Raw genomic sequence first — 16,646 nt, forward strand, 5'->3', positions numbered from 1 at the left:
GGCTCAGCATTCCCACTCGGAACGGCTGAACAGATAGCCCTTGCCCCACACGGTCTTGATCTTGCGCGCTTCGCCAGCGTGGTCGTCAAACTTGCGTCGCAGCTTGGAGATCGCCACGTCCACCGAACGGTCGGTGCCGTTGAACTCGATGCCGCGCAGCCGTTGCAGAATCTGGTCGCGGCTCAATACTTCGCCGGCATGCCGGGCCAGCACCACCAGCAGGTTGTATTCGCCGCTGGACAGTTCGACCAATTGTTCGCGCCAGGTCACGGTGCGCTCGGACAGGTCGATGCACAGGTTGCCCATCAGGATCCGGTCGTTGGCGGTCTGTGGTTCGCTGAGGCTGCTGCGCCGCAGCAAGGTACGTACCCGGGCCAGCAATACGCGAGGCTCGCAGGGTTTGGTGACGTAGTCGTCAGCGCCCATTTCCAGGCCCAGCACCTGATCGTGGCTGTCGTCGCGGGCGGTGAGCATCAGGATCGGCAGGCTCGCCGAATCGGCGCGCAACAGTCGGCACACTTGCAGGCCGTCGAGCCCCGGCAGCATCAGGTCGAGGATCACCAGGTCCGGCGGATTGAGCCGCGCCCGTTCGCGCACATGATCACCGCGACTGATCACGCTGACGGAGTAGCCGTTGCGTTCCAGGTAGCTGGCAATCAGCTCGGCGAGTGCGGTGTCGTCTTCGACCAGGAGGATGTTGGGCATGGGGGTGTTCCAGAAAGTGCTGTGGCGCCTGTTCCGGCCTCTTCGCGGGCAAGCCCGCTCCCACAGGGATCTGATGTGAACACAGATGATGTGAACACCACCGACCACTGTGGGAGCGGGCTTGCCCGCGAAGGCGGCCTCACAGTCGCAATAAAATTCAAGACTTGCAGGATATACGCCCCCGCCCACACCTGAGTAAAACCCTTACACAATTTCACACAGCGCCTACAAAGCTTCACCGCTACCCTCCCCGCCGCCCAGTAGGATGCTGGGGGTCATTATTGGGGTCATTCATGTCTAAACATCTGCTTGCCCGGCTCAGTCTTGTAACGTTGGCGTTGACACTCAGCGCGTGCGAGAAGTCCTCCAACGCCGAAGAACAGGCGCCGTTGGCCACCGTTCGCATCGAAACCATCGAAGCGCGGCCGCTGTCGATCAGCAGCGAGCTGAGCGGGCGGATCGTGGCGCCACGCATCGCCGAAGTGCGAGCGCGGGTGGCCGGCGTGGTGTTGCAACGGACCTTCCGCGAAGGCAGCGACGTGAAAAAAGGCGATGTGCTGTTTCGCATCGACCCGGCCCCGTTCAAGGCCGATCTGGAAAGCGCCGAGGCGGCGTTGCGCAAGGCGGAGGCCAATGCGTATCAAGCCAGACTGCAAGAGCAGCGCTACGCCCAGTTGATCGACGACAAGGCCATCAGTGGTCAGGACTACGACAATGCGCGCGCCGCCGTTCGGCAAACGGCGGCCGATGTCGCGGCCAACAAGGCGGCGGTCGACCGGGCAAGCCTCAACCTGGGTTACGCCACCGTCACCGCGCCGATTTCCGGGCGCATCGGTCGTGCCCTGGTCACCGAAGGCGCGCTGGTGGGGCAGAGCGAAACCACGCCGCTGGCACTGATCCAGCAACTGAACCCGATCCACGCCGACCTCACCCAGTCGACCCGCGAACTCAATGACCTGCGCCGGGCATTCCGTACCGGTCAGTTGAAGGAAGTGGGTCAAGGACAGGCCAAGGCCACACTGATCCAGGACGACGGCAGCCTGTACCCGTTGCCGGGCAAGCTGCTGTTCACCGATATCACGGTCGATCCAGGCACCGGGCAGATCATCCTGCGCAGCGAATTCCCCAACCCGGACCTCGACTTGCTGCCGGGCAGTTTCGTACGGGTGCGCCTGGAACAAGCGGTCAATCAGCAAGGCATCAGCGTGCCGCAGCGGGCGATCCAGCGTGACAGCGCCGGGGTGGCGCAGGTGCTGCTGCTCGACGACCAACAGCGGGTGGGCCAGCAACCGGTCGAACTGGGCCCAGTGCAGAACGATCGCTGGGTCGTCACCGGCGGCCTAAAACCCGGCGACCGCATCGTCGTCGAAGGCCTGCAACACGCCCGCCCCGGCGAAAAAGTGCAGATCGACGACACCCCTCTTCCACTCGCCCAGGTTTCTGGCCAGTAAGCAGGACGCTTGTTTATGCCGCAGTTCTTTATCGACCGCCCGGTGTTTGCCTGGGTGGTCGCGTTGTTCATCCTGCTGGCCGGTGCCCTGGCCATCCCTCAGTTGCCGGTGGCGCAGTACCCCGACGTCGCGCCGCCGCAGATCGAAATCTATGCCGTGTACCCCGGCGCTTCGGCACAGACCGTGGACGAAAGCGTGGTCAGCCTGATAGAGGAAGAACTCAATGGCGCGGACCACCTGCTGTATTTCGAATCCCAAAGCAGTCTGGGCAGTGCCACGATCAAGGCGACGTTCCAGCCCGGCACCGATCCGGAAATGGCCCAGGTGGATGTGCAGAACCGCTTGAAGGTCGTGGAATCGCGCCTGCCACAAGCGGTGACCCAGCAAGGCTTGCAGGTGGAGAAAGTCTCTGCCGGCTTCCTGCTGTTGATCACCCTGACCTCCAGTGACGGCAAGCTCGACGATGTGGCGCTCAGCGATTACCTGGCGCGCAACGTGATGAACGAGATCAAGCGTCTGGACGGCGTCGGCAAGGCGCAGCTGTATGGTGCCGAAAGGGCGATGCGCATCTGGATCGACCCGCAGAAACTGCTCGGTTTCAACCTCACGCCCGCCGACGTCAATGCCGCCATCGTGGCGCAAAACGCCCAGGTCTCGGCGGGCAGCATCGGCGACTTGCCGAGCCGCGGCACCCAGGAAATCACCGCGACCATTCTGGTCAAGGGCCAATTGTCTACGCCTGAGGAATTCGCCGATATCGTACTCAAGGCCAATCCCGATGGCTCCACCGTGCGCATCGGCGATGTCGCCAGGGTCGAGATCGGCAGCCAGGACTATCAGTTTTCCACGCGCCTGAACGGCAAGCCGTCGACCGCCGTCGGCGTGCAATTGTCGCCCGGCGCCAACGCCCTGAGCACCGCGACGCTGGTGAGGGCGAAGATGGATGAACTGTCGCGCTACTTCCCGGCCGGGGTGCAATACAAGATTCCGTACGACACGTCGCCCTTTGTGAAAGTCTCCATCACCAAAGTGGTCTACACCCTGGGCGAGGCGATGCTGCTGGTGTTCGCGGTGATGTTCCTGTTCCTGCAGAACATCCGCTACACGCTGATCCCGACGCTGGTGGTGCCGGTGGCGCTGATGGGCACCTTTGCGACCATGTTGGCGCTGGGTTTCTCGATCAACGTGCTGACCATGTTCGGCATGGTGCTGGCCATCGGCATTCTGGTGGACGACGCGATTGTGGTGGTGGAAAACGTCGAGCGAATCATGGCCACTGAAGGCCTGTCGCCCAAGGAAGCGACGCGCAAGGCGATGAAGCAGATCACCGGCGCGATCATCGGCATCACCCTGGTGCTGGTTGCAGTGTTCATTCCAATGGCGTTCATGCAGGGCTCGGTCGGGGTGATTTACCGCCAGTTCTCGCTGTCGATGGCCACTTCGATCCTGTTCTCGGCGTTCCTCGCCCTGACCTTGACCCCGGCGTTGTGCGCGACGCTGTTGAAGCCGATTGCCAAGGGTGAGCATCACGAGAAAGGCGGGTTCTTTGGCTGGTTCAACCGCCGTTTCGAGCGACTCACGGACCGTTATCAGAGTTGGGTCGCCTATGCGTTGAAGCGCAGCGGCCGTTACCTGTTGATCTACGGTGTGCTGCTGGCAGGTCTGGGCCTGTGCTTTGTGCGCCTGCCCTCCTCGTTTTTGCCGGTGGAAGATCAGGGCTACACCATCACCGACATTCAATTACCGCCAGGCGCCACCAAGAATCGTACGGTGCAAGTGGCCGAGCTGATCGAGGCGCACAATGCCGGCGAACCCGGTATCGGTGACAGCGTGGTGATTCTCGGTTTCAGCTTTTCCGGCAGTGGACAGAATGCCGCGCTGGCGTTTTCCACGCTCACGGACTGGTCGCATCGAGGCAGCGACGATTCGGCGAGTTCGATCGCCGACCGCGCCAACATCGCCCTCAGCGAGATCAAGGACGCCATGGCCTTCTCGGTGCTGCCGCCGCCGGTCGACGGCCTCGGCACCTCCAGCGGTTTCGAATTCCGCCTGCAGGATCGCGGTGGCCTCGGTCACGCCACGCTGATGCAAGCGCGCACCGAGCTGCTGGCCGCCGCCGAGAAAAGCCCGATCCTGATGAACGTACGCGAAAGCGCCCTGGCCGAAGCGCCCCAGGTGCAACTGGTCGTCGACCGTAAACAGGCGAATGCCCTGGGCGTGTCCTTTGCCGACATTGGCAGCGTGCTGTCCACCGCCGTCGGCTCGACCTACATCAACGACTTCCCCAATCAGGGGCGGATGCAACGAGTGGTGGTGCAGGCTGAAGGCGATCAACGCAGTCAGGTCGAGGACGTGCTGAAGATTCATGTGCGCAACAACGCCGGCGACATGGTGCCGCTGTCGGCATTCGTCCAGGCCAAATGGACCCAAGGCCCGGCGCAGTTGACCCGCTACAACGGCTACCCGGCGATCGCGATTTCCGGCGAACCGAAACCCGGCCACAGCACGGGTGAAGCCATGGCGGAGATCGAGCGCCTCGTCGCGTTGGGCCCGGCGGGTTTGGGCCAGGAATGGACCGGGTTGTCGTTGCAGGAACGTCTTTCCGGCAGCCAGGCGCCGATCCTGCTCGGTTTGTCGTTGCTGATCGTGTTCCTGTGCCTGGCGGCGCTCTACGAGAGCTGGTCGATCCCGACCTCGGTGCTGCTGGTGGTGCCGCTGGGCGTGCTTGGCGCGGTGCTGGCGGTGACCTTGCGCGGCATGCCCAACGATGTGTTCTTCAAGGTCGGGCTGATCACCATCATCGGCCTGTCGGCGAAGAACGCGATCCTGATCATCGAATTCGCCAAGAGCCTGTACGACGAAGGCCATGAGCTGATCGACGCCACCTTGCAAGCGGCGCGCCTGCGATTACGGCCGATCGTCATGACTTCGCTGGCGTTCATCCTCGGCGTGGTGCCCCTGGCGATTGCCACCGGGGCCAGCTCGGCGAGCCAGCAGGCCATCGGGACCGGGGTGATTGGCGGGATGATCACCGCGACCCTTGCCGTGGTGTTCGTGCCGGTGTTTTTTGTGGTGGTGATGAAGCTGGTCAGCAAGCGCCACAAAATCATCTGACCAACACAGTCGATGACTTGTGGGAGCGAGCCTGCTCGCGATAGCGGTGTGACAGTCAACCGAGTAGTTGAATGTGATGGCCTCATCGCGAGCAGGCTCGCTCCTACAGGGATCTTGGTGATTTCAAGATTGTGCTCACCTGGGCTAAGGTGTTGGCAATACCCTGACCCATCGAGTGCTCATGTCCTTCCTCACCCACACCCACCCTCGCCTCTCCGCCGCCATGACGTGCGGGATCGCGGCGGGCATTCTGGTTCCGGCCGATTCGATCATCACCAAAATACTCATCGGCTGGAATGCCGGGGTCTGGACTTACCTGATCCTGATGTCCTGGCTCGTCGTGAATTCCAAAGCCGCGGATGTGAAACGCATTGCCGACATCGAAGATGAAAACGCCGGGCTGGTGCTGTTCGTGGTGTGCATTGCGGCGATTGCCAGCCTGGCGACCATCACCTTCGAACTGGCGGGCAGCAAGGAGCTGGAAACCACCCGAAAACTGCTGCATTACGGTTTCACCGCGTTGACGGTGTTCAGTTCGTGGCTGCTGATCGGGGTGATTTTCAGCGTGCATTACGCGCGGCTGTATTACACCTGGGAAGGCAAAGAGCCGGCGCTGCGGTTTGCCGAGGGCTTGACCACCCCCAATTACTGGGACTTCCTGTACTTCTCCTTCACCATCGGTGTGGCGGTGCAGACGTCCGATGTGGGCGTGGCGACTCGCGACTTGCGCAAGATCGTACTGGCGCAGTCGCTGATCGGTTTTCTGTTCAACACGGCCATTCTCGGGTTTTCGATCAACATCGCCGCTGGGTTGTTTGGCTAAAGCGATAGTGGTCAGTGGCAGTCTTCAGAGCTCGCTGCCCCAGGGTTCACCCTCGATTTCAATCCTTACCGACGCAGGGACGGAGTAATTACCGCTGAGATCCAGCGCACACACCTCAAATAAGTACTCGCCGGAAGGCAAGTCAACGGCAGTGTAATGGGTCAATGGGGTGCGATCAAAATACTGCTGATTATTGTAGATAATGTAATCACAAATACCGATGTCATCGGTGGATTCATCCCAGGCGAGCGTGACGGAGTCAAGGGTCGAACCCATCTTGCGCAGGTTTCCCGGAGCGCTGGGCGGGGTGAGGTCCAGGGGTTCATAAACAATGACCGTGGGTTCGGACAATTGTCCGTAAATATCAAACGCACTGACGCTGATCTTGTACTCCGTGTGCGGGATCAAGTTATTGAGGTGAATGCTTGGTAAGAACAGCACGTCTTTCAGGTGCTCGTCATCCTTCACGATCCTTACCCCCGAAGCCGCATCACCTTCCGCGAATGCCCACTCCAACTTGGCTGAGCTGGAGCTCAGTGCGCTTATACTGACGGTCGGTGCATGGGGTCTAGGCACAGGCGCCTGCCCTGCCGTTTTGAATACGCTTATCGGGCTGCGTTCGGAGAGGTTTCCGTCCTTGTCACGGGCGCGCACGGAAGCATAGTGATAGGCACCCGGGGTCAAACTATTGAAGGTCATTTGAGTGTCCGGACTATTGAACACCAGAAATCCGTTCAAGGTAATCCGATAGTCAGTGACAGCAGCATTATCGCTCGAGGGCTCCCAGGATATTTTTGCGGAGGTTTCCGTTACATCAGTGACGACGGGGGCTCCAGGCTGGCTTGGAGGGATTGTGTCAGCCACTGTCGCCTCCAGAGTCACCACTTCAGAGCTGTCTCCGTCAAGTTGGGCGCGTACCGCAAACTTGAAGTGATGCGGAGCAGGCCCAGGAGAAAGATCCGCCAACCTGAAGTTGTAGCCCCAGCGACCAGGGGCAATCGTAAAACTTTTGCCATTAATGGAAACTTCATGCGCCGGGCGTTTTTTGAATAGTGGATCCCATGCCAGCCTGCAGATCCCGTTAAAGTGCCTGAACTTAAGATTGGTCGGTGGGCTCAGCCTGGTTTTAAAGGCCGTGGCAACGGGTTCGGAGCTGCCTGCGGCATTGATTGCCAGTACCTTGACTCGATAGTCAGTATGATTTTGCAGGTGCGTAATCAAGACATGCGGTTGGGCGGTCTGCTTGATGAGAAAGTCGTTCAAAAAAACCCTATAGCGAATGTTCCCACCATTATCAGTGGACGCGGCCCAGCTCACTTTTACAGAGGTGCTGGTTAAATCGCTCAGATCCAGGGGGCCCGGGCTGGAGGGCGCGACTAATTTGAATTTTAAAAACCGCATCGGACTGAGTTGCGAAACATTATTGCCGGCAGCCATTGCCCTGACGTAAAGCAGGTACTCGGTATCTGGGTTTAACCCGGTCAATTCAACAGGCGGTTGGGTCACGCTTCTTGTTTGAATACCTTCTCCGAACACTTCATAACCAATGGCATTCGGGCACCGCTTGCAGGTTGAATAGGGCTCCTCCCAACTCAACACGGCAGTTGTCGGGGCGGTTCGTGTGCCTCTCAAATTACCCGGAGCACAAATTTGCACCTCATCCGTTGCAGGGCCGACGGCGGATGAAGGGGAGTCAAACTGGTTCATGTTTTGGGAGCCCTGCATAAATGAAGTCCCGTTAGTAAAAAACATCTGAGTCAACTGCACCACTATCAGAACTGTGAGTGGCAAGACCGTGCATTTGTGCTAAGGCGGTCGGCTTGTGGGGGAGGCAATGGATATCCAGTGCACAAACATTCTATCCATCGCCCTCGATACGAGCGTTAAATGAGCCAGAAAACCCGTCCCACAGGTGAAGCATGACGTCTCATAACTGGATCGATCTGTCCCAGGATGCCGACACCGGCATCGAGACCCTGCGCGCGCATTTCGAAGGCCATGCCTACGATCCGCACTGGCATGACAGTTATCTGGTGGGTGTCACCGAGCAAGGCGTACAGCAGTTCAATTGTCGGCGCGCCAGGCATCAAAGCACGCCGGGGAAGGTGTTTTTGCTCGAACCGGGAGACATTCACGACGGCGAAGCCCCGACGGCTGAAGGCTTTACCTACCGCATGCTGTACCTCGACCCGCAGTGGTTGCAGCGTGAACTGGCTGCCGTATTCGAGAAAGCGCCCGACCACGGCCAATTGGGCTTCACCAACACCCTGGCAACCGACGCGCGCCTGGCGCAGGCCACCAGCCTGGCGTTCGAAACCTTGCACCGCGGCGAACTGAAAATCGTCCGGCAAACCGCCCTTGACGGTTTGCTCGAACGCTTGACCCGCCATCTGCACTGGCGCACCCGCTATGGCGAAGATCCGCGCCTGCCCTTGGTTGCGCAAAAGGCGCGAGAGTACCTGCACGCCAACGCTCAATACGACATCGGCCTCGATCAACTGGCCACCGCCACTGGCGTCGACCGTTTCCGTCTGACCCGCGCTTTCAAGGCCGCGTATGGCATCGCGCCCCATGCCTATCTTGTGCAGTTGCGCCTGGCCAACGCCCGGAGAATGCTCGCCCAGGGCGAACAACCGGCAGCGGTCGCCATGGCGCTGGGCTTCGCCGATCAGAGTCATCTCGGTCGCTGGTTCGTCCGCGCCTACGGCCTGACACCGGCCCTATACCGTAAACGCTGCTCAAATCTTCCAGACAGGTAACGCCGCGATTGTGAAGATCAACTTCACTGATCTTCACCGGAGTTTGCCCGCAATGTTCGCCTCTTTTCCGACGTTACTGCCCTTCTTGCTGTTTGCCTTTGTCGCCTCGATCACGCCCGGCCCGACCAATATTCTGGTGCTGAGCAACAGTGCACGGTTCGGCGTGGCGGCGGCCATTCCGATCATCCTGGGCGCCTGCGTCAGCGCTGCGAGCCTTGTGCTGTTGGTGGGTACCGGGGCCGGGGCTGCGTTGACTGCCTGGCCGGTCGTGCAAACCGTCATGCAATGGATCGGTGTGGCGTGGCTGAGCTATCTGGCGTGGCAGATTTTCCGCGCGCCGGCCGGCGCAATCAGCGCTCAGGCCAAAGAACCCCGTCTCGGAATGTGGGGCGCCGCCGGCCTGCAATGGATCAACCCGAAGACCTGGATGATGGCGCTGGCGGTGGTCAGTGTGTTTGCCGGGGTTGGCGAAAATCGGCTGGTCCATGTGTTCTGCCTGTCCCTGGCGTTCTTTGTGATTTCGGTGCCGTGCCTGAGTGCCTGGGCGCTGCTCGGTGCGGCCTCCTCGCACTGGTTGAGTTCGGCGACGGCAGTGCAACGCTTCAACCGAGGTATGGCGCTATTACTGCTGGGTTCGGCATGGTTGAGCGTGCTGGCGTGAACACCACTCGTCGTGGGTTGTAGGACAATTCGCTATTCGGGGCTTGACGGCGAATTGGCTTTTGGTGTCTTCTGAAACCGGTTTCAGCGTCATGCGCTCAGCCTAATAAATCCAATAAGAAGGTTCCAGACCGTGAACGATTTCTCCGCCGCCCAGCGCAGCCGCGTGACCATGCTCGACGTGGCCGAACACGCCAAGGTCTCCAAGGCCAGCGTTTCGCGGTTCATTGGCGACGACCGCGACTTGCTTTCCGATGCCATTGCCCAGCGCATCGAACAGGCGATTGCCGAACTGGGTTATCGCCCGAACCAGATGGCCCGTGGTCTCAAGCGCGGGCGTACCCGCCTGATCGGCATGCTGGTGGCCGATATCCGCAACCCTTATTCAATCGCCGTGATGCACGGGGTGGAAACCGCCTGTCGTCAGCATGGCTACAGCCTGGTGGTGTGCAACACCGACCGCGACGACGAGCAGGAACGCCAGCACCTGGCCCTGCTTCGCTCGTACAACATCGAGGGCCTGATCGTGAACACCCTCGGCCATCACCGGGACGAGTTGCTGGAATTGCACCGTGAAATGCCCCTGGTGCTGGTGGACCGCAAGGTCGAGCACCTGGAAAGCGACATGGTCGGCCTGGACAACCCCGCAGCGGTCGAGATGGCCCTCGCCCACCTTGAAGAACGTGGCTACCGCGATGTGTTGCTGGTGACCGAACCTTTTGACGGCACCAGTTCTCGCGTCGAACGGGTCGCCAGCTTCAAGGCGCACATCGAGCAACGCCCAGCCCTTCGCGGCACGCTGGTCGAAACCGGCAGCGATCTGACCGCACGACTCAAAACCTTTCTCGACACCCCCGGTGCGGGCCCCAAAGCGCTGTTCTGCGCCAACGGCATCGCGGCGCTGGCCAGCACCCATGCCCTGCGTGAATTGCAGTGCAACCTGTTTGAAGACGTGGGGCTCATCGCCCTTGATGACCTGGATTGGTATCCGCTGGTGGGCAGCGGCATCACCGCCCTCGCCCAACCGACCACCGAAATTGGCGCGAGCGCGTTTGAGTGTTTGCTCAAGCGTTTGCGCGGGGATGACGGGCCGGTGCGGACGCTGGATTTTGCGGCGCGATTGATTGTTAGAGGGTCCACCCTTGGGAATTTGCGGTGAATGTTCTGGCCCCATCGCGGGCAAGCCCGCTCCCACAGGAGTCTCTGGGATACACACCATTTGTGGACGACACAAAACGCTGTGGGAGCGGGCTTGCCCGCGATGGGGCCCTAAAGATCACTATTTTTTTGAACAAAAATGAAACCGGTTTCAGAGGTAGAAAAACAATGAACAAACCTGCCGTTTCCATCAGCCTGTCGAGCTACGGTGCCGATCTGGTCCGTCAGCGCGGTCAGGGCAGCTTCATCGAAGTCCTGGCCGCCGCCGGCGCCACGCACATTGAATGGCGCGAGGAATTGCTGACCGTCGAAGACCCTGCCCAACTGGCCGAGGCGACCCTGACCCAAGGTCTGCAAAGCGTGTATTCCTCGCCCATGGAGCTGTGGCTGGCCGGGCAGTCCAAACCCAATCCGCAACTGATCAGCGCCCTGGGGCGCGCCCAGGCGTTTGGCGCCAGATGGCTGAAAGTGTCGCTCGGCTATTTCACCGATAATTGCGACCTGCAAGCCCTTGCCCGCGCGCTCGGCGAAAGCTCCGTGCAGTTACTGGTCGAAAACGACCAGACCTTGCACGGTGGTCGTATCGAACCGTTCCAGCGCTTTTTCGCGGAAGTCGAGCAACACCACCTGCCGATCAAAATGACCTTCGATATCGGCAACTGGCACTGGCAGGACCAGTCGGCCGCCTGCGCCGCACGCCTGCTCGGACGTCACGTCGGGTATGTGCACTGCAAGGCGGTGGCGCGTCGTGCCGACGGCAAACAGGTGGCGATCCCGCCCACTGCCAGTGACCTGCAACAATGGGAACACCTGCTGCGGCACATGGCCCAAGGGGTTATGCGGGCGGTGGAATATCCACTGCAAGGTGAAGACCTGATGCAACTGACCCACGAACACGTCACCGCCCTCGCCCGACTCGGCCAATCGCAGCTGGAGAACGTTCATGTCTGAGTTCGATATTCTGTCGTTCGGCGAGACCATGGCGATGTTTGTCGCCGAACAGGCCGGCGATCTGGCCAGCGTCAGCGCTTTCCACAAACGCATTGCCGGCGCCGACAGCAACGTCGCCATCGGCTTGTCCCGATTGGGCTTCAAGGTGGCTTGGCTAAGCCGGGTCGGCGCCGATTCACTGGGCCGATTTGTGATCGATACGCTGGAGAAAGAAGGCCTGGATTGCCGCCACGTCGACATCGACCCCGCGCACCCCACCGGGTTTCAACTCAAATCGCGCACCGACGATGGCAGCGACCCGATGGTCGAATACTTCCGCCGTGGCTCGGCGGCCAGTCACTTGTCGGCGCATTCGATCGTGCCCGAATTGCTCACTGCCCGGCACCTGCACGCCACCGGCATCCCCCCGGCGCTGTCGGAAACGGCGCGGCAGATGTCGTTCGAATTGATGAGCCGCATGCGCGATGCCGGCCGTAGCGTGTCGTTCGACCCGAACCTGCGTCCGGGCCTGTGGGCCAGCGAGCAACTGATGATCAGCGAGATCAACCGCCTCGCCGCCCTTGCCCATTGGGTACTGCCGGGCCTGAGCGAAGGTCGCCTGCTGACCGGTTTCGAGGACCCGGCCGACATCGCCGCGTTCTATCTCGACCAGGGCGCCGAAGCGGTGGCAATCAAACTGGGGCCGCATGGCGCCTATTACCGCACGCACCTGGATGCTGGTTTTGTCGCCGGCGTGCCGGTGCAAACCGTGGTCGACACCGTGGGTGCCGGTGATGGCTTTGCCGTGGGCATGATCAGCGCGCTGCTGGAAAACTACAGCTTTGCCGAGGCGGTGCAGCGTGCCAACTGGGTTGGCAGCCGCGCGGTGCAGAGCCGCGGGGACATGGAAGGGTTGCCGACCCGGGCAGAGATGTCCGTCGAATTCGAGGCCGCCTTCGCGGGCAAGCCCGCTCCCACAGGGGACTTGTGTCGAACATAAATAAATAGGAACACCACCGATCCTGTGGGAGCGGGCTTGCCCGCGATGAGGCCCGCCCAGCCACTGAACCCGCCCAGCCACTGAAGATTTGAAACCGTTACCTGCTGCGACAAAAACAACAAGCTCAGGAGCATCACCATGAAAACCGCAACGCTCGCCACCCGCCGCTGGTGGTACATCATGCCCATCGTGTTCATCACCTACAGCCTGGCGTACCTCGATCGCGCCAACTACGGGTTCGCCGCCGCCTCGGGCATGGCAGCGGACCTGATGATCACCCCGGGCCTGTCGTCGATGCTCGGCGCGCTGTTCTTCCTCGGTTACTTTTTCTTCCAGGTACCGGGGGCGATTTACGCGCAGAAACACAGCGTGAAGAAACTGATTTTCGTTAGCCTGATCCTCTGGGGTGGCCTGGCGACCTTGACCGGGATTGTCTCCAACGCTTATTGGCTGGTGGTCATCCGCTTCATGCTCGGGGTTGTCGAAGCCGCGGTGATGCCGGCGATGCTGATCTACCTGTGCCACTGGTTCACCCGTGCCGAACGCTCGCGGGCCAATACCTTCCTGATCCTCGGCAACCCGGTGACGATGCTGTGGATGTCGGTGGTGTCGGGCTATCTGGTGCAGCATTTCAGCTGGCGCTGGATGTTTATCGTCGAAGGTTTGCCGGCGGTGCTCTGGGCCTTTATCTGGTGGCGTCTGGCCGATGATCGCCCCTCCCAGGCCAAGTGGCTCAACGACCAGGAAAAACTCGATCTGGAAAGCGCCCTGGCGGCCGAACAGGTCGGCATCAAAGCCGTAAAAAACTACGCCGAAGCGTTCCGCTCCAGCAAAGTGATCATCCTGGCCCTGCAGTTTTTCTGCTGGAGCATCGGCGTGTACGGCTTCGTGCTGTGGCTACCATCGATCCTCAAGGCCGGCGCGCAAATGGACATGATCGAAGCCGGCTGGCTCTCGGCCCTGCCCTACCTGGCGGCGGTGATCGGCATGCTGCTAGTGTCCTGGGGTTCGGACAAGCTGCAAAAACGCAAACGCTTCGTCTGGCCGCCGCTGCTGATTGCGTCCATCGCCTTCTACGGTTCCTACGCCCTGGGCGCCGAACATTTCTGGTGGTCCTACACGCTGCTGGTGATTGCCGGCGCCTGCATGTACGCGCCTTACGGCCCCTTCTTCGCAATCATCCCGGAAATCCTTCCGTCCAACGTCGCCGGCGGCGCCATGGCGCTGATCAACAGCATGGGCGCGCTGGGTTCGTTTGGCGGTTCCTACCTGGTCGGCTACCTGAACAGCTCCACTGGCTCGCCTGGTGCGTCGTACCTGCTGATGAGCGGCGCGCTGATGCTCTCGGTGGTGCTGACGATTTTCCTCAAGCCCGGCGCCAGCGACCGGGAACGTCCCACGGTCGCGCTGACCCGTCGCACCGCCGCTCACCCATGAATTGATGTCGAGAGAACCCGGATGAAAAAGCAGGTCGTTCTATACAAGAAACTGTCACCGTCGCTGATGGCTCGCTTGCACGAGCAGACTGAAGTGACCCTGATCGAAAGCCTCGATGCCGAGGGGCTGGCCAAGCTGCGCCACGCCCTGCCCCGTGCCCAGGGTTTGCTCGGTGCCAGCCTGAAACTCGATGCCGGACTGCTCGACCTGGCGCCGAATCTCGAAGCCATCGCCAGTGTCTCGGTGGGCGTCGACAACTACGACATCGACTACCTGACCGAACGGCGCATCCTGCTCAGCAACACGCCGGATGTGCTGACCGAAACCACCGCCGACACGGGTTTCGCCCTGATCCTGGCCACCGCCCGGCGCGTAGTGGAACTGGCGAACATGGTTCGCGACGGCCAGTGGACCCGCAACATCGGCCCTGCGCATTTCGGCAGCGACGTGCACGGCAAGACCCTGGGCATCATCGGCATGGGACGCATCGGCGAAGCCCTGGCCCAGCGCGGGCATTTCGGCTTCGGCATGCCGGTGATTTACCACAGTCACTCGCCGAAACCGGCGGTCGAACAGCGGTTCAATGCCCAATACCGCAGCCTCGACGAATTGCTGCAGCAGGCCGATTTTGTCTGCCTGACGCTGCCGCTGACCGCCGAAACCGAAGGGCTGATCGGTGCGCGGCAGTTCGCGCTGATGGGGCCGAAGACCATCTTTATCAATATTTCCCGAGGCAAAGTCGTGGATGAAGCGGCGCTGATCCGGGCCCTGAGCGAACGGCAGATTCGCGCCGCGGGGCTGGACGTGTTCGAGCGCGAGCCGCTGAGTCATGACTCGCCGTTACTGCAACTGCACAATGTGGTGGCCACACCGCACATGGGTTCAGCGACTCATGAAACCCGGGAGGCGATGGCCCGGTGTGCGGTGGACAACCTGTTGGCCGCGCTGGCGGGTCAGCGGCCGGTTAATCTGGTGAATGGAGCGGCCTGGAAAGGCTGAAGATCAAAAGATCGCAGCTGTTGGCGGCTCATTGAGTGAACGCATTTCAATGCAGGCGCTTCCAAAGGCTGCGATCCTTTCAGGCCCGCCGCGCCTCCAGCAGGTCCATCGCGCACAGCGCAATGCGTCGGCACGCATCCGCCAGTTTTAGCTGGTCCACCACCAAGCCAAGGCGAATATGCCCCGCAGCACTCGGCCCGAACGCTTCGCCCGCCAGCACCGACACGCCATAACCTTCCAGCAACCGCTCGGCGAAGCGATGGGCCGACAACCCGGTCTGGCGCACATCGACCATCACGAACATCCCGCCATCGGGCCTGATCGCGCGAATGCCCGGACAATGGTTCAGGCTCGCGCACACCAGGTCACGACGCTGGCGATATTCCTCACGCATCAACGCCACCTCCGGCAGATCTTCATCAAGCGCCAATTGCGCAGCCTTCTGCACGAACTCCGGAATGCCAAAGAGCATGCATAACGACAGATTCTCAAGATGGTCGTTCAAGGGCTTGGGCCCGACCACCCACCCCACCCGCCAACCGCTCATGGCATGGGATTTGGACAGGCTATTGATGGTCGCGGTGCGCTCGGCCATACCCGGCAGACTTGCCGGGCTGATGTGTTCGCCCTCGTAAAGCAATTCGCTGTAGACCTCATCGCTAATCAGCCATAAATCATGCCGGATGCACAGCGACGCCAGCTCCTGCCAGACCATCAGGGGCAGGCTGGCGCCGGAAGGATTGTTCGGGCTGTTGAGCAAAATGGCGCGGGTCCTTGCCGTGATCAGTGCTGCCACATCCGCCGGATCGACCCGAAAGCCATTCTCCGGCCGCACGGCCACCGGTACCACTTTGGCGCCACAGGCCCCCATGACCCCTTCATAGGTGACGTACATCGGCTCGGCGACAATCACTTCATCCCCTGGATCGAGCAGGCATTGCACCACTGAATACACCGCGCTCTGGGCACCGGGCAGTACCACCACATGCTCGGCGTCCACTATCTGGCCGCTGGTAAGCCGATGACGGCGGGCAATGCTGTCGCGCAAGCCTCGACGGCCACGGACTTCCGAGTAGTGAGTATCACCCGCCAGCAGGCTGTCGATGGCCGCCTGCACCACGGGTTTGGGTGTGTCGAAATCCGGATCGCCGACGGATAACAGCAGTACATCGACACCCTGCTCTCGCAATTGCAGCGCTCGGTAATGGATCTGCCAGGCTGCCGCTCCGTCACCGGCGATTCGATGGGTCAAGGATGAATAGCGCATGTGGTTCTCCTGTCGCGCGGGCTCCAAGCCACAACCCTATCTCAAATCATGCAGTGCGCCAGCAGCGCATTCAATTCGACGACCGGCATCGCGCCACGTATTGCGAATCGGCGAGACCACCGATGCAGTCCGGTGCTGTTTTTTGCCGCCCTCCGGTGCCTCGCCAGATCAAAAAAATCCTTTCTATTCAATAATTTAGCGCTCTGTTTGTAGGAGGCGAGAACTCAAAGACACCGACTACAAACGCGGAGTGCTTTCACTGACAGCCTTTCCCCGGCGCCTGATTAAAGTGCACCACCTGTAATTTGTGACAGGTTCCAAGAGGACAGAATCGCGATATAAG

At 60.8% G+C, this 16,646-nt stretch carries 13 protein-coding genes; 10 read left to right on the forward strand and 3 right to left on the reverse strand.

Annotated features, from left to right (window positions below; translation table 11 throughout):
- Nucleotides 1-3 precede the first annotated feature (3 nt).
- Entirely contained in the window at nucleotides 4-705 is a 702-nt protein-coding gene (locus BLV61_RS01380) for a response regulator (protein ID WP_047529373.1), read from the reverse strand.
- 293 nt (nucleotides 706-998) lie between these two features.
- Between BLV61_RS01380 and BLV61_RS01385 the strand changes: the two genes are divergently transcribed.
- The 3 genes from BLV61_RS01385 (at nucleotide 999) to BLV61_RS01395 (ending at nucleotide 6,093) form a co-directional block, all read left to right on the forward strand.
- Complete coding sequence (locus tag BLV61_RS01385; protein ID WP_090462001.1) at nucleotides 999-2,156, forward strand: efflux RND transporter periplasmic adaptor subunit; 1,158 nt, start codon at nucleotides 999-1,001, stop codon at nucleotides 2,154-2,156.
- Between the two features lie 15 nt (nucleotides 2,157-2,171).
- The gene (locus BLV61_RS01390; protein ID WP_090462003.1) at nucleotides 2,172-5,270 is read left to right on the forward strand and encodes an efflux RND transporter permease subunit; all 3,099 of its coding nucleotides are present in this window, start codon (nucleotides 2,172-2,174) and stop codon (nucleotides 5,268-5,270) included.
- Nucleotides 5,271-5,451: 181 nt separating this feature from the next.
- Nucleotides 5,452-6,093: a DUF1345 domain-containing protein gene (locus BLV61_RS01395; RefSeq protein ID WP_090462005.1), complete on the forward strand. Its 642-nt coding sequence runs from the start codon at nucleotides 5,452-5,454 to the stop codon at nucleotides 6,091-6,093.
- Between the two features lie 24 nt (nucleotides 6,094-6,117).
- On the opposite strand, the gene BLV61_RS01400 is transcribed toward BLV61_RS01395, so the two are convergent.
- On the reverse strand, nucleotides 6,118-7,800 hold the full coding sequence (locus BLV61_RS01400; RefSeq protein WP_167361770.1) for a fibronectin type III domain-containing protein: 1,683 nt from the start codon (nucleotides 7,798-7,800) through the stop codon (nucleotides 6,118-6,120).
- 212 nt (nucleotides 7,801-8,012) lie between these two features.
- Between BLV61_RS01400 and BLV61_RS01405 the strand changes: the two genes are divergently transcribed.
- From BLV61_RS01405 to BLV61_RS01435, 7 genes are all read left to right on the forward strand, one after another.
- Nucleotides 8,013-8,852 carry an AraC family transcriptional regulator gene (locus tag BLV61_RS01405; RefSeq protein ID WP_047529383.1) on the forward strand — a complete coding sequence of 280 codons (840 nt, stop codon included), beginning with the start codon at nucleotides 8,013-8,015 and terminating at the stop codon, nucleotides 8,850-8,852.
- A gap of 52 nt (nucleotides 8,853-8,904) precedes the next feature.
- Nucleotides 8,905-9,513, forward strand: a complete 609-nt coding sequence (locus BLV61_RS01410; protein WP_047529385.1) for a LysE family translocator — start codon at nucleotides 8,905-8,907, stop codon at nucleotides 9,511-9,513.
- Between the two features lie 132 nt (nucleotides 9,514-9,645).
- A complete protein-coding gene (locus BLV61_RS01415; protein ID WP_090462009.1) occupies nucleotides 9,646-10,671 on the forward strand; it encodes a LacI family DNA-binding transcriptional regulator in 1,026 nt (341 codons plus the stop codon).
- A 167-nt stretch (nucleotides 10,672-10,838) separates the two neighbouring features.
- A complete protein-coding gene (locus BLV61_RS01420; RefSeq protein ID WP_090462011.1) occupies nucleotides 10,839-11,621 on the forward strand; it encodes a sugar phosphate isomerase/epimerase family protein in 783 nt (260 codons plus the stop codon).
- A complete protein-coding gene (locus BLV61_RS01425; protein WP_090462014.1) occupies nucleotides 11,614-12,600 on the forward strand; it encodes a sugar kinase in 987 nt (328 codons plus the stop codon). Before BLV61_RS01420 ends, BLV61_RS01425 begins: the two co-directional genes overlap by 8 nt.
- A 138-nt stretch (nucleotides 12,601-12,738) precedes the next feature.
- Entirely contained in the window at nucleotides 12,739-14,037 is a 1,299-nt protein-coding gene (locus BLV61_RS01430) for an MFS transporter (protein WP_090462016.1), read from the forward strand.
- A gap of 21 nt (nucleotides 14,038-14,058) precedes the next feature.
- Nucleotides 14,059-15,036, forward strand: coding sequence for a 2-hydroxyacid dehydrogenase (locus BLV61_RS01435; RefSeq protein ID WP_090462018.1), 978 nt, complete (start codon nucleotides 14,059-14,061; stop codon nucleotides 15,034-15,036).
- A gap of 79 nt (nucleotides 15,037-15,115) precedes the next feature.
- Here BLV61_RS01435 and BLV61_RS01440 read toward each other — a convergent pair whose 3' ends face one another.
- Nucleotides 15,116-16,303: a pyridoxal phosphate-dependent aminotransferase gene (locus BLV61_RS01440; RefSeq protein ID WP_090462020.1), complete on the reverse strand. Its 1,188-nt coding sequence runs from the start codon at nucleotides 16,301-16,303 to the stop codon at nucleotides 15,116-15,118.
- Nucleotides 16,304-16,646 lie beyond the last annotated feature (343 nt).

This window comes from Pseudomonas mohnii (assembly GCF_900105115.1).
GTDB classification, from domain to species: domain Bacteria; phylum Pseudomonadota; class Gammaproteobacteria; order Pseudomonadales; family Pseudomonadaceae; genus Aquipseudomonas; species Aquipseudomonas mohnii.